Origin of the sequence: Nocardia ignorata NBRC 108230 (assembly GCF_001612905.1) — a bacterium.
Lineage (GTDB): Bacteria > Actinomycetota > Actinomycetes > Mycobacteriales > Mycobacteriaceae > Nocardia > Nocardia ignorata.
Window position 1 is genome coordinate 63,764 of sequence record NZ_BDBI01000002.1, and the last position, 13,256, is coordinate 77,019.

Annotated in this window: 12 protein-coding genes; 2 read left to right on the forward strand and 10 right to left on the reverse strand. The window is 69.7% G+C overall.

The window, feature by feature from the left end:
• Nucleotides 1–21: 21 nt before the first annotated feature.
• Nucleotides 22–1,365: a phosphatase PAP2 family protein gene (locus tag NI2_RS00635; protein ID WP_067484563.1), complete on the forward strand. Its 1,344-nt coding sequence runs from the start codon at nt 22–24 to the stop codon at nt 1,363–1,365.
• Here the strand turns inward: NI2_RS00635 and mnhG are convergent, their stop codons facing one another.
• The 8 genes from mnhG to NI2_RS00675 all read right to left on the reverse strand — a co-directional run bounded on the left by mnhG (nt 1,366) and on the right by NI2_RS00675 (nt 10,903).
• A complete protein-coding gene (mnhG, locus tag NI2_RS00640) occupies nt 1,366–1,698 on the reverse strand; it encodes a monovalent cation/H(+) antiporter subunit G (protein ID WP_067484566.1) in 333 nt (110 codons plus the stop codon).
• Nucleotides 1,695–1,955, reverse strand: a complete 261-nt coding sequence (locus NI2_RS00645; protein WP_067484569.1) for a monovalent cation/H+ antiporter complex subunit F — start codon at nt 1,953–1,955, stop codon at nt 1,695–1,697. The genes mnhG and NI2_RS00645 overlap by 4 nt, the downstream gene beginning before the upstream one ends.
• On the reverse strand, nt 1,952–2,485 hold the full coding sequence (locus NI2_RS00650; protein WP_084475837.1) for a Na+/H+ antiporter subunit E: 534 nt from the start codon (nt 2,483–2,485) through the stop codon (nt 1,952–1,954). Before NI2_RS00650 ends, NI2_RS00645 begins: the two co-directional genes overlap by 4 nt.
• A 17-nt stretch (nt 2,486–2,502) precedes the next feature.
• Nucleotides 2,503–4,101, reverse strand: coding sequence for a Na+/H+ antiporter subunit D (locus NI2_RS00655; protein ID WP_067484574.1), 1,599 nt, complete (start codon nt 4,099–4,101; stop codon nt 2,503–2,505).
• On the reverse strand, nt 4,098–4,484 hold the full coding sequence (locus NI2_RS00660; protein ID WP_067484576.1) for a Na(+)/H(+) antiporter subunit C: 387 nt from the start codon (nt 4,482–4,484) through the stop codon (nt 4,098–4,100). The genes NI2_RS00655 and NI2_RS00660 overlap by 4 nt, the downstream gene beginning before the upstream one ends.
• Nucleotides 4,481–7,264 (reverse strand): Na+/H+ antiporter subunit A, encoded by a 2,784-nt coding sequence (locus NI2_RS00665; RefSeq protein ID WP_067484578.1) that lies wholly within the window; start codon nt 7,262–7,264, stop codon nt 4,481–4,483. Before NI2_RS00665 ends, NI2_RS00660 begins: the two co-directional genes overlap by 4 nt.
• A gap of 108 nt (nt 7,265–7,372) precedes the next feature.
• Nucleotides 7,373–8,647 (reverse strand): hypothetical protein, encoded by a 1,275-nt coding sequence (locus tag NI2_RS00670; RefSeq protein ID WP_133733865.1) that lies wholly within the window; start codon nt 8,645–8,647, stop codon nt 7,373–7,375.
• 57 nt (nt 8,648–8,704) lie between these two features.
• Nucleotides 8,705–10,903: an AAA family ATPase gene (locus tag NI2_RS00675; protein WP_067484584.1), complete on the reverse strand. Its 2,199-nt coding sequence runs from the start codon at nt 10,901–10,903 to the stop codon at nt 8,705–8,707.
• Between the two features lie 138 nt (nt 10,904–11,041).
• On the opposite strand from NI2_RS00675, the gene NI2_RS00680 reads away from it, so the two are divergent.
• Nucleotides 11,042–11,404 carry a hypothetical protein gene (locus tag NI2_RS00680; RefSeq protein ID WP_067484587.1) on the forward strand — a complete coding sequence of 121 codons (363 nt, stop codon included), beginning with the start codon at nt 11,042–11,044 and terminating at the stop codon, nt 11,402–11,404.
• A 2-nt stretch (nt 11,405–11,406) separates the two neighbouring features.
• Here NI2_RS00680 and NI2_RS00685 read toward each other — a convergent pair whose 3' ends face one another.
• Both NI2_RS00685 and NI2_RS00690 read right to left on the reverse strand, forming a co-directional pair.
• Complete coding sequence (locus tag NI2_RS00685; protein ID WP_067484589.1) at nt 11,407–11,751, reverse strand: UBP-type zinc finger domain-containing protein; 345 nt, start codon at nt 11,749–11,751, stop codon at nt 11,407–11,409.
• 59 nt (nt 11,752–11,810) lie between these two features.
• Nucleotides 11,811–13,250, reverse strand: coding sequence for an ATP-binding protein (locus tag NI2_RS00690; protein WP_067484605.1), 1,440 nt, complete (start codon nt 13,248–13,250; stop codon nt 11,811–11,813).
• Nucleotides 13,251–13,256: the final 6 nt, after the last annotated feature.

Sequence of the window (13,256 nt, forward strand, 5' to 3'; positions counted from 1 at the left end):
CCCGCCGTTTACGATGGGTGGATGCTTGTCGAACATCCGCGTGCTGCCGCAGGGGGTGCCACCCTCGGTTCCCGTCTGCGCGAACCGAGGACGCTCGCCGCGGTCGCGGTGTCGGCGGTCCTGCTGCTGCTGATCGGCCTGCAGATCGCGGCGTCGATCAGCGGCTTCGAAGGACCACTCGCCAGCTTGGCGCGCGACTATGTCGGCACGCCCAAGTCGATGTCGGTTCCGTGGGCCGGTCTCGTCCTCGCGCTGGTCGGGGTGTCGGCGCGCAGGCGGGTGTTCGCGGTGAGCGTCGCGATCGGGATCGATGCGGTGTTCGTCGCGCTGCGACTGCTCGACGGTAAACCGTTCACCGTCGGCAACGGGCCGACCATCGTGCTCACCGCCCTCGCGATCATCGCGGCGGTGCGCTGGCAGGGACGCGAACGTACCGACGCGCTGAAGGCAGCGGCACTGGGTGCCTTGCTCATCCTGGCGACGAAGGTCGGCGACGTATGGTTGCACGTCACCTCGGCGGTACACCCGACGGTGCTCGACGAATACCTGCTGCTCGCCGATCACGCGCTCGGCGACCCGTCGTGGGTGGTCGGCCGGGTGCTCGAGGTCCTCGGTCCCGAGGTGTACGCGGTGCTGCACTGGGTCTACATCGAGCTGCCGGTGGCGGCCATCGTTGTCGCGGTGTGGCAGTTGCGCCGCGTGGTCACCACGGGAATCTGGCCGGGGCACTATCTGGTTCGCACGTTCCTGGTGCTCGGGTTGGTCGGGCCGCTGTTCTATGTGCTGTTCCCCGTGGTCGGCCCGATGTTCGCCTTCGGCGCCGACGGCAACGGCTTCCAGCTCGGCAACTTCTGGCCCTCGGCGCTGCCGCCGATCGGGCAGAGCCCGGCACCGCTGCCGTTCGACGAATTCACCCCGCGAAACTGCATGCCCTCGATGCACACCGCCTGGGCGCTGTCGCTGTTCATCCACACGCGTCGCGATGTCGACGGCAGCCGCGCGCCCGCGTGGTTGCGGTGGGGCGGGGCGTTCTGGCTGGCCGCGACGGTCGCGGCGACGCTCGGGTTCGGTTACCACTACGGCGTGGATCTGGTGGCGGGTGTGGTGCTGTGCCTGACCGTCGAATCGGCGCTGCGCGAACCTGAACGAGGCTGGGACGCGGCGCGGATCCGCCTGGTCGCCCTCGGATCGGCCGTGTTCGGTGGTCTGCTGCTCGGTTACCGCTACCTGGCGGTCGAGATGGCGCAGTACCCGGTGCTGGCCGGCGCCGTCGTGATCGGGCTGCTCGCGGCGGTCGCCGTGGCCTTCCATCTCACCTGGTTCGCCGCCGCGCCCGACCGGGCACCGGCCGCGGTCCGGGTGTAGTCAGTCGACCTCGTCGCCGAGTTCGTTGACGCGCAACAGGCCGTCGCGGTGCCGTTGCTCGCGGTAGGCGGTGCGCCCGAGCAGATGCGCGACCACCGGTGCGGTGATGATCGTGAACAGCGCGGTGAGCACGAGCATCCACACATTCGCGTCGCCGCGCAGGTCGATCCCGGTGCCGATGAGAACCATGATCAGGCCGATCACCTGCGGTTTGGTCGCCGCGTGCATCCGGGTGAGGGTGTCGGGAAAGCGCACGATTCCCAGTGCCGCGGTGCACGCGAGGACACAGCCGAGCACGATCAGCGGCGCCGACACCCACTCCCAGCCGCTCATCGGTCGTCCCGCACGCGAAAGCGCGTCACCGCGGCCGAGCCGAGGAAACCGACGAGGGCCAGCGCGACGATCGCCGGAATGACGGTGGTGTCGTTGCTGTAGGCCGCCCACACCGCGAGCCCGGACGCGGCGATGGCCATCAGCGAGTCGATCCCGACCACCCGGTCGAGGGTGCTCGGTCCGGCGAGGACGCGGTAGGCGGTGCAGATGGCGGCGAACGACAGCAGCACCGCCGCGATGACGGCGACGACGGTCATACCTGAACCTCCGGTCCGTGATGCCGCTCGCCTGGTCGTTCGAAGGCGTCGATGATGAGATGTTCCAGGCGGCGGGTGGTGCGGTAGAAGTCGTCGACCGCCTTGTCGCTGCCCACATCGAGCACGTGGACGTACACCACGCAGCGCTGACGGTCGATCTCGAGCACCATGGTGCCGGGAATGAGATTGAGCAGATCGGTGCAGATCACCAGCACCAGATCCGACTGGATACCGAGGGCCACGCGCAGCACACCCGACACCGGCGGGCCCGCGGGCCGCAGTGCGAACCAGGCCACCTGCACGCTCGACTCGAGTGCGTAATAGGTTGCCGCGGCGATCAATTCGAGGAAGGACAGTGGGTGGAACCGGCCGGTCACCGGGATCCGTGGCAGCGGAAGCGCGAACACGACGATCAGCGCGACCGCTCCACCGGCGAGCACATTGGCCGCGCTGAGGTCGCCCCACAGGGCCACCCACACGGCGGTCAGCCAGGCGAGGACGCCGAGTCGTAGGACGTTCTGCCGGTTCACGAGCCGGCGCAACACGGTCATCGCGGCTCCTGCCCCCCGAGGACGGATTGGATATACACCGACGGGTCGTTCAGATCGGCCGCGGCGCGTTCGGCGATACCGAGCACGGGTCCGGCGAACACGGTGAGCGCGAGGCCCGCGGTGATCAGCCCGGCGGTGGCGAGCACCATCAGCGCGGGCATGCGGCCGGGGTCGGTGCGGTCCTCGTATTGCACGTCGGTCGAATCCTCCACCAGGGTGGGCGGTTTCGCGGCGCTGAGATGACCCTCGGGCGCTTCTTCGCGCGGGCGCCAGAACGCTTTGCCCCAGACCCGCGCCACCGCGTAGAGCGTGAGCAGGCTGGTGATCACCGAACCGGCGACCAGCACCCAGGCCAGCACGCTGCCGTCGGCCGCACCCGCCTCGAGCAGGGTCACCTTGCCGATGAAGCCCGAGAAGGGCGGAATACCACCGAGATTCAGTGCCGGTACTAGGAAAAGCAGTCCGAGTAGCGGACTCGCCGAGGCGAGCCCACCGAGGCGGCGCAGCGACACCGACCCGGCCTGGCGCTCGATCAGGCCGACGGCGAGGAACAGCGCCGTCTGCACCAGAATGTGGTGGGCCACATAGAACACCGCGCCGGTGAGCCCGGCCGACCCGGCCAGCCCGATACCGAAAACCATGTACCCGATGTGGCTCACGAGGGTGAACGACAGCAGACGCCGGATATCGGTCTGGGCGATCGCGCCGAGAATGCCGACGAGCATGGTCGCCAGCCCGCACACCAGCAGGATGTCGTCGAACGCGCCGTCCGGGAACCACAGCGTGTGCGTCCGGATGATCGCGTACACACCGACCTTGGTGAGCAGGCCCGCGAACACGGCGGTCACCGGCGCGGGCGCGGTGGGGTAGGAGTCGGGCAGCCAACTCGACAGCGGGAACACCGCCGCCTTGATCCCGAACGCCACAAGCAGCACGGCGTAGCAGGCCGTGCGCACCCCCTGCGGTGTCGCCTCGAGCCGGACGGCCAGTTGCGCGAGGTTCAGGGTGCCGGTGGCCGCGTAGGTGAGGCCGATGCCGATCAGGAAGATCATCGACGACACCATCGACACCATCACGTACGCGATGCCGGTGCGGATGCGTTCCTCGGTGGCGCCGACGGTGAGCAGCACGAACGAGGCGGCGAGCAGCAGCTCGAACCCGACGAACAAGTTGAACAGGTCACCGGCCAGGAACGCCATCGACACACCGGCCGTGAGCACCAGGTAGGTGGGCCGGTAGATGGAGGTGGGCTGGTTCTCGTCGCCGTCGGAGATGTTCTGCCCCGCACCGTAGATCGACACGAGGAGCAGGACGAACGCCGAGACCAGCAGCATCGCCGCGCTGAGCCGGTCGACGACGAGGGTGATCCCGATCGGGGTCGGCCAGCCGCCCACCTGCACCGCCGTCGTGCCGTCACGGTCGGCGAGATACAGCAGCAGCGCGCTGATGACGAGCACACCCGACAGCGCGACCATCGACACCAGCCGCTGGACGCGCGGTCGGCGTCCGAAGATCAGGGTGACCGCGGCGGCGAGCAGCGGGACGAGTACCGGCAGCGCGGCGAGGTCGGAAAGCAACTGCGGGGAAAGGATCATTCGGCCGGGTCCTCGCTCTCGCGTCGGGCCGCGACCTGGGTGTCCTCGGGGTCGTTGCGGACATCTTCGGTGGTGGTCAGCCGGTAGGCGCGGTAGGCGAGGGCGAGCACGAACGCGGCCAAGCCCATCGTGATGACGATGGCGGTGAGCACCATCGCCTGGGCCAGCGGATCGGCCATGCCGTCGGGCGAGGTGTCCGAGCCGGAAAGCACCGGTGGGTTCCCGTCCGGCCCGCCGCCGACGGTGAGGATCAGCAGGTTGACCGCGTTGCCGAGCAGGATGATCCCCAGCAGCATCTTCGACACCACCCGCTCGAGCACCAGATACACCCCACAGGCGGTGAGCGCGCCGATCGTGAGCAGCATGACGAGGTTGGCACTCATGAGATCTCCTTGTCCAGGCGGGCGCCGAGGCTGCGCAGGACGTCGAGGGTGAGGCCGACGATCACCAGGTACACGCCGAGATCGAAGAACATGGCGGTGACGAGTTTGATGTGGCCGAGCACCGGCACGGTGATCTCGACGATCGCCGAGGACAGTGGTGGGGCCCCGAGCAGCAGCGATGTGGTCGCCGTCCCGGCGGCGAGGACCAGGCCCGCGCCGAGGAGGTGCCCGGCGTCGACCGGGAGGGCCTCGCCGAGTTCGTAGCGTCCACCCGCCAGGTAGCGCAGGGTGAGGGCGAGCCCGGCGAGCAGGCCGCCGGCGAAGCCGCCGCCGGGCGCGTTGTGGCCGGAGAAGAAGAAGTACACCGACAGGACCATGATGGTCGGGAACAGCAGCCGGGTGGTGATCTGCAGGACCATCGACCGTTCGCGCCGGTCGAGCAGCCGGGCGGCGGGCAGCCAGCTCACCGCGTCGGGGTTGTAGTTCGGTGCGTCGGCGGCGCGGGGCGCGCTGCCGAAGCGGCGGCTGCGGAACACCAGCGAGGCCACACCGGTGGCGGCGACGACGAGGACCGAGATCTCGCCGAGGGTGTCCCAGGCGCGGATGTCGACGAGCAGCACGTTCACCGCGTTCTTGCCGCCACCCACCCGGTAGGCGGCGTCGGGGATGGTGCGCCAGATCGGTTCGCTGTGCCGGGCGGCGGAGGCGAACGCGGCGAGTACCGTCACGGTGACGCCGACCGCGATGGCGAGCAGCGCGCGACGGACCTTGAACGCGGCGGCGTAGCCGTCGGCGATCTCGGCCGGGAATCCGCGCAATACCAGCACGAAGATCACCAGAGTCAGTGTCTCGACCAGGAATTGGGTGAGCGCGAGGTCCGGTGCGCCGTGCAGCGCGAAGATCACGCCGCAGCCGTATCCGGTGACACCGACCACGAGCACACTGGCCAACCTGTTGCGCAGCACCGTCGCCGCGAGCGCCATGGCGATCATGATCGCGCCGATCACCGCCTGCAACGGTGAATCCCACAGGTGCAGGGTGATGCCCGTGCGGGTGCCGGTCGCGAGCATCACGGCGGGCAGCACGATGAGCGTGCAGAGGATGAAGGCCTGGCTGACGGGCAGCGAACCGGACTGCACCGTGCCGGTGAGGCGAAGCGAGAGCCGGTCCATCGCCCGCAGCGCGGCGTCGTAACCCCGGTCGGCATTGCCGAGTCGCGGGCGGGCCGGTTCCTGAATCCTGTTGCGCACCAGAAACAATGCGAAACCGACCAGCACGATGACGGCGGTGAGCGCGAGGGCGGGCGTGAAGCCGTGCCACAGCGCGAGCGCCCCGTCGAGGACGCCCGGCAGGGTCTTCGCGTACGGGCTCAGCCACTCGTCGACGACCCCGGCGCCGAATCCGCCCGCCAGCCCGGCCACCGCGAGCACGGCAGGCGGGCCGACCAGCAGCGGTCCCGGCGCATGCCAAGTTGTCGTGACGCCGGGGCTCGTGCCGAACGCGGCCCACAGGAACCGCGCGCTGTAGGCGACGGTGAGGGCCGAGCCGACGGCGATGCCGGTCAGCAGCAGCACCCGCACCAGCGGGCTGAAAACCTGCGCCGCCCACACCGCGCTCAAGGCGGATTCCTTGCCGACGAACCCGAGCATCGGCGGCAACCCCGCCATACTGATCGCCGCGGTCGCCGCCACCGCGCACAGCACCGGCGCGCGCCGCCCGAGCCCCGACAACCGGCGCAGATCACGAGTGCCCGCACCGTGATCGATGATGCCGACCACCATGAACAGGCACGCCTTGAACAGCCCGTGCGCCACCAGCAGAGCCAGCCCGGCGAGCGCGGCATCCGGGGTGCCGATGGCCATCATGGTGATGAGCAGTCCGAGCTGGCTCACCGTGCCGAACGCCAGCACCAGTTTCAGGTCGTGCACCTGCATAGCCCGCCATCCGGCCAGCAGCATCGACGCGATCCCCAGCGGCAGCACGAGCACATGCCACGGTGGAGTCTGGGCGAGAGCGGGTGCCAGGCGGGCGACCAGATAGATGCCCGCTTTCACCATCGCGGCGGCGTGCAGATACGCGCTCACGGGAGTCGGCGCGGCCATCGCACCGGGCAACCAGAAGTGCAGTGGCACGATCGCCGACTTGCTCAGCGCACCGACGAGCACGAGCACCACCGCCACCGACACCGCGATCCCGCCGGGCGGGGATTCGCGGGCGAGCACGACCGACAGCAGGAAACTGTCGTAGCGCAATCCGAGGATCACGATGCCGACCAGCATCGCCAGCCCACCCGCCGCCGTGACCAGCAGAGCCTGGATCGCGGCGCGGCGACTCGCGGCCTGCTCGGCGTAGTGGCCGACAAGCAGGAACGACAGCACCGTGGTGATTTCCCAGAACACGTAGAGCAACAGCATGTTGTCGCTGGTCACCAGGCCGAACATGGCACCGGAGAAGCCGACCAGCTCGGCCGCGAATATCCCGAGCCGCGCCTCGTCACGGTCGAAATAGCGCCCGCAATAGGCCAGGATCAGCGCGCCGATGCCGAGGACGAGCACACACATCACGGCGGCGAGGGAATCGAAGCGCAGGTCGATGTCCATCGAGATCTGCGGCGCCCACCGCACCCGGCTGGTGACGGTGACGCCCCAGTGCGCGATCACCCACCCGAGACTGCCGAGCGGAACCAGCGCCAGCAGGTAGAAAGCATTGCGGCCCAGCGCTCGCACGCACAGCGGGGCCGCGAGCGCGGCCATTGCGTGAGCGAGCAGGACAGCGAGCAACCGCGCCTCCGGGTCTCCTAGCGTGTGGCGAGCCCCGATCCTACGGGCGCGGAGACGATGCGCGTCGGCACCGAGGTTGTCGCGTCGGCCATGTCGGCACCGGTGTGGCTATGACCTGGGGGCCGGTTCGGCGGGCCTGATCCAGTAGAACAGCGCCAGCGCGACCGCGGCGCCGATCGTGATGGCCAGCGCCGTGAACCCGGGGACCTGGTCGTCGGCGTTCACCCCGCCCGCGGGCCAGTTGCGCAGGCGGGTGGGGATGGCCCAGAGGATCGACGGCAGATACAGCGCCCCGAGGGCCAGTACCGCGCTCGGCAGATAACTCACCCGCACCGAGGCGAAGCCGTACCCGGCGACGGCGGCGAGCAACCCGGTGCCGATCATCCAGGTGACAGTCCAGCCGAAATTGTCGGTGAACAGCGAGAAGACCGCGATCGCGGCCGCACCGAGCAGCACCGGCCACGGTGACGGCCGCGCCAGTCCGGCCAGCACGGTGATCACGACCACCGCGATCACCACAAGCAGGTTCCAGCCGAGGCTCGGCGCGTCACCGAGCGAATCGGCCACGGCGGCCAGGCTGACCGCGAGCAGCACGGCGGCGCCGTCACGATCGGGCAGCAGCAGGGCGGTGACGAAGGCGGCGGTGACGGTGAGGACAACCGCGAGACCCACCTGTGCGGTGCTGGCGCGTCGTCCGTCGAATTCGCCCGAGAGCCATTCGGTGGTGAGCAGCAGGGTCAGTGCGAGCAGGGTGGTCGCGATGATCGGGGAGATCGGCAGGTCGGCGGCCAGCCGGGGCGGGGCGCCGAGGATGATGCCGTGCTGGTGCCGTGCGGTGTTCACCGCGAGCAGGACCAGGGCGAACAGCACCAGCCAGGTGGGGCTGTGCGCGGACTTGTCGGCCTGGGTCGAATTCGAGGTGAAGATCGCGACCACCTCGCCGTACACGAACACCACGATCGTTCCGACCGCGAAACCGACCGCGGGCCAACGCATCCGCAACGAGCAGATCCCGAGCGCGCCGTAGGCCGCGCCGCCGCAGATGCTGTCGATGTAGTTCTGGGTGGTCAGCACATCGGCCGAGGTCATCAGGGTGCCGATGTAGTAGTTCACGGCCAGTGCCGCCGTCGCGCAGGTGGCGGTGAGCCACACCAGCCCCGGCCGGGTGAGCGGGCGGACAAGCACCGCGACGACCACGGCGACGATGAGCCCGAGCGCGGCGGCCCGGGGGACGCTGTTGACCAGGCTGGTGACCCGGTACGGCGAATCGAGCGCCGAGGCGGCGGTGGTGCGGAACGTGAACGGCAGGAACAGCGCCATGCCCGCGACCGCGGCACCCGCGAACGCTGTCACCGCATCCAGACCATCACCGATCCTGGGCACGGTTCCGACGATACCGGCGAAACACGCGCCACCTGGGAAATCAGCCCCCGGGGCGGTTCATCCCCGGTTGCGCGCGTACTCCCGCAACGATTCGACCTGTGCGGGGTCGAGCGAGGGACGTACGGTGCGGCGGGCGGTCGCCACGTCCTCGGCGGTGACGTCGGCGGCGGCCATGTCGCGGCGCAGCGCCGTGAGGGCGGCCTCGCGCAGCAGGGCGGCGCAGTCGGCGGCGGAGTAGCCGTCGAGGTCGTCGGCAAGGGCGGCGAGGTCGACGTCGTCGGCCAGCGGCACCGAGCGACCGGTGGTGCGCAGGATGTCGAGGCGCGCGGCCGCGTCGGGCGGCGGGACGAACACCAGCCGTTCCAATCTGCCCGGGCGAAGCAGCGCCGGGTCGATGAGTTCGGGCCGGTTGGTCGCCCCGAGCACCACCACATCGCGCAGCGGCTCCACCCCGTCGAGTTCGGTGAGCAGGGCGGCGACCACCCGGTCCGACACTCCCGAATCGCTGCTCTGTCCCCGGCGTGGGGCGAGCGCGTCGACCTCGTCGAGGAAGATCAGCGACGGCGCCGAATCGCGGGCCCGCTGGAACAGTTCGCGCACCGCGCGCTCCGACGAACCGACCCACTTGTCCATCAGCTCGGCACCTTTCACCGCGTGGACGCTGAGCTGTCCGGTCCCGGCCAAGGCGCGGACCAGGAAGGTTTTGCCGCAACCGGGCGGCCCGTAGAGCAGCACGCCGCGCGGCGGCTCGATGCCGAGCCGGGCGAACGAGTCGGGGTGGCGCAGCGGCCACAGCACAGCCTCGGTGAGTGCCTGTTTGGTTTCCACCATGTCGCCCACGTCGTCGAGATCGAGGGAGCCGATGGCCAATTCCTCGGTGCCCGAACGGGACAGCGGCCGGATGACGTCGAGCGCGCCGATGAGGTCGTCCTGGGTGAGTTCGGGGTCGGCCTGTTCCCGGCTGGCCCGACCGGCCGCGCGCACCGCCGCCTCCCGGCACACCGCGGCGAGGTCGGCGACGACGAAACCCGGTGTTCGCGAGGCGATCACATCGAGATCGAGCTTGCCCGACGGCACCTTGCGCAGCAGCTGTTCCAGCAGCGCGCGGCGCACGAGTGCGGTCGGCAGCGGCAGCGCCAGCTCGCGGTCGCACAGATCTGGTGCCCGCAGCCGCGAATCCACCTGTGCCGGATGCGCGGTGGTGGCCAGTAGCGCGACGCGTGGCGCACGGACGGCAGCCCGCAACTGGTCGAGGATGAGGGTGGCGACCGGTTCCGCCTCCACCGGCAGCAACGCGTCGATATCGGTGACGATCAGCACCCCGCCCTGGTCGGTGGCGATATCGGCGACCGCCGCGGCGACCTCACGCAACCGCGCGCCGCTCTCGCTCGCCCCGACGCTCGGCCCGTCGAGGACGACGACCCGGCGTGGCGCGGCGACCGCTTCGGCGAGGGTCGCCTTGCCCACGCCCGCCGGACCGGTGATGAGCACACCGAGATGTGCCGGTGCGCCGAGGACTTTCAGCAGTTCCGGTTCGTCGAGCGCCAGACTCAGCCATTCGGCGAGCTTGGCCGCCTGGCTCTGCACGCCCGCCAGATCCTCCACCGGCACCGGCTCGCCCACCGTAGTCACCGCCGGTGCCTCGAGCGGGGTGTCGATGGCGCTGGCGTCGCGCTCCAGCGCGTGCTGCACCGCCGCCGCGCCGCTGCCCCAGCCGACCGCCGAATTCGGCTGCACACTCACCGGACCGGGCCGGGGGTCGATCGCGGTGACCGTGAGCAACTCGGTGGTCCAGGCGATCCCGAATGTGCGCGCCAGCGCCTGAGTGGTTGCCGCGGAGCTGATATCGGGGCCTAGGTCGCGTGGCAGCAACGACACCGTGTCGCCGACGGTCACCACCTTGCCGAGCAGGGCCTGGCGCAGCGTCGCGGCGGGAATGCTCGCCATCGCCTGCGCCGAACCGCTCAGCGAGATCTGCTTCGCGCCGAACACCGTCACCGGGGCGACGGTCACCGCCGCGTTCTCCCGCAGCCCGACATTCGACAGGGTCACGTCGTCGAGCAGCGCGACGCCGGGCGGGCTGCCCGCGGGCGCCTTGGCCACCACCGCGGCCGTGCGCCGCGCGCCGATCAGCGCGATACCGTCCCATTCCCGCAGGCCGAGCGCCGTGAGCGTCTCCGGATGCAGACGAACCACCCCGCGACGGGCGTCGGCGGCCGAGGGATTGAGACGAGCGGTCAGCGAAAGTTCAGCCACCGTGCCATTCTGCCCGCTGCCCGGACCGAGCGCTGTGGACGATCAGCGATCGATTGGCTCATCCCAAGGTCGGAGTCTGTACGCTGCACCCGACGCGCCGGACGTGCCGGCGCCGCGATCCACCGGGGAAACCAGCAGATGAACCGAATCTCTTCCGTCGTCGCGACTGCCGGGGCACTCACCCTGATCCTGGCAGGCTGCGGTTCCGCCGACGAAGCCACCGACGCCTCCGGCCTGCGCAAGGGCACGCCCGCGAGCACCACGGCACCGGCCACGACCACGTCCAAGGCGGCCGCGAGCGGTTCGCAGGTCACCTGCTCGGAATTCAAGTCGCTCGACAACGACGCGCAGACGCGGGTCATCGAGCAGATCCTGGCCGACAACCCCGGCGGCCCGTTCGAGGGCAGCCCGAACGTGGCGCTCGGCACCGCCAAACTGGTGTGCCTGGCACCGGGCAATGCCGACAAGACGGTGGCCGAGGCCGCCGGGATGACGCCCTGACCTCAGTGGATCAGTGATTGCCAGTTCTCGGGAACCCGGCCCGCCGGACCGGGAGCGGGCTGATCGGCGGGATGACTGGTCGGCGCCGCGAGTTCGGGTCCGCCCTCGTACATCTCGTTGGTCGCGAAGTTCCAGAACCAGTCCTCGCCGGGCTCGTAGCTCTGCGTGAACGGGTGACCGGTGCTGCCGTAGTGCCGGGTGGCGTGCTGGCTGGGGGAACTGTCGCAGCAGCCGATGTGCCCGCACTGCGCGCACCGGCGCAGGTGCACCCACCAGCCTCCGGCCTCGGTGCACTCGGCACACCCCGGCCCACTGGGCGGCACCGTTGGATCGATTCCTTCTGGCATTCGCTGACCTCCGTTTCCAGGCGGCTGGCGCCGCGGGGGTTCTCGGCGTGCTTGGAACCCTACGACCCGGCGGGTGCCTGCTGTGCGGGTTGCAGGGGCAGGCGCACGGTGAACCGCGTGTCGCCGGGAACGGAATCGACGCGGATGTCACCGTCGTGTTTGTTCACCACGATGCGGAACGAGATGTCCAGGCCGAGACCGGTGCCCTCACCGACCGGTTTGGTCGTGAAGAACGGTTCGAAGATGCGGTTGCGTGACTCCTCGGGGATCCCGGGACCCGTATCGCCGATTTCGACTGCCACACAATCGTTCTCACGATAGGTGCGCACGGTGAGGGTGCCCTCGCCGCCCATCGCGTACACCGCGTTGTCGATCAGATTCGTCCACACCTGGTTGAGTTCGGCGGCGAAGCACGGCACCGGCGGCAGGGCGCGGTCGTAGTCCTTGACCACCCGCACACCGTCACCGAGCTTGCGGTTGAGCATCACCAGGGTGGAATCGAGCAGTTCGTGCAAGTCGACGACCTGGTACGGCGCCCGGTCCATCTGCGAGTACTGCTTGGCCGCGCCGACGAGAGTGGAGATGCGGCCGGTGGAGTCGACGATCTCGTTCAGCAGCAGCTCGGTCTCGATGGTGTAGTTCAGCCAGCGCACCGCGCCCTCGAACACGTCGGCATGGCAGGCCTGCAGGGTCGCCTTCACCCCTTCGAGCCAGTCGACGTCGAGACCGGCCTGCACGAAGGTGGGCGCCAGGTTCCAGCCGTCGGCGATGCCCTCGTCGGTGAACCAGTCGGCGAGGGCGTCCTCGCGGTCGGCCGCCTCGAGCGGCGACAGATCCGGCGCCTTGGCCACCTGCTCAGCGGCCTGTTCCTGCAGCTCCACCAGGTGCACGAGGGCCTCGGTGGGGAACTTGCCCTCGGCCATCATCTTGAGCTTGTGCCGCATCCCGGCCACCCGCTCACGCAACCCGGCGGTGGCGCGCACGGCAGCGGCGGCGGGATTGTTGAGCTCGTGGGTGAGCCCCGCCGACAGCGAACCGAGCGCGACGAGCCGCTCGCGCTCGGCAATGCGCTGATTGGACCGCCGCCCACCGAAGAACGCGCCCTCGAGCAGGTGCACCGCCATCGGGAACCACGCGTGCATCATCCGGGAGAAGTCGGCCGCGTCGAGCACCAGGAACCGGGACCGGCGCAGCACATACATCGACCCGTTGTAGTTCGGCTCGGCCTTGTCGCCCAGGTACGCCGTCCACGCGCCCGCGTACACACCGCGCTGGTCGGTGCGGTTGGTTTCCACCTCCACCCCGCCCGAGAGCTTGGTCAGCTTCACCTCGCCGTCGATGAGCACGTAGAAGCAGGTCGCGGGTTGACCCTCGAGGAAAACCGGCCCCGGATCGACGTATTCGATGCGACCGGCCGCGCACAGCTCGGAAAGCTGTGCGTCGTCGAGCTTTTCGAACAGGAACAGAGTTCGCAGTTCTTCGGGATCACAGACCGACATCACGCC

Excerpts from the sequence above, each read along its gene's own strand:
- NI2_RS00660 (WP_067484576.1), bottom strand. The coding sequence starts at position 4,484 with ATGAGTGCCAACCTCGTCATGCTGCTCACGATCGGCGCGCTCACCGCC.
- NI2_RS00635 (WP_067484563.1), top strand. The coding sequence starts at position 22 with ATGCTTGTCGAACATCCGCGTGCTGCCGCAGGGGGTGCCACCCTCGGT.
- NI2_RS00680 (WP_067484587.1), top strand. The coding sequence starts at position 11,042 with ATGAACCGAATCTCTTCCGTCGTCGCGACTGCCGGGGCACTCACCCTG.
- NI2_RS00690 (WP_067484605.1), bottom strand. The coding sequence starts at position 13,250 with ATGTCGGTCTGTGATCCCGAAGAACTGCGAACTCTGTTCCTGTTCGAA.
- mnhG (WP_067484566.1), bottom strand. The coding sequence starts at position 1,698 with ATGAGCGGCTGGGAGTGGGTGTCGGCGCCGCTGATCGTGCTCGGCTGT.
- NI2_RS00685 (WP_067484589.1), bottom strand. The coding sequence starts at position 11,751 with ATGCCAGAAGGAATCGATCCAACGGTGCCGCCCAGTGGGCCGGGGTGT.
- NI2_RS00655 (WP_067484574.1), bottom strand. The coding sequence starts at position 4,101 with ATGATCCTTTCCCCGCAGTTGCTTTCCGACCTCGCCGCGCTGCCGGTA.
- NI2_RS00645 (WP_067484569.1), bottom strand. The coding sequence starts at position 1,955 with ATGACCGTCGTCGCCGTCATCGCGGCGGTGCTGCTGTCGTTCGCCGCC.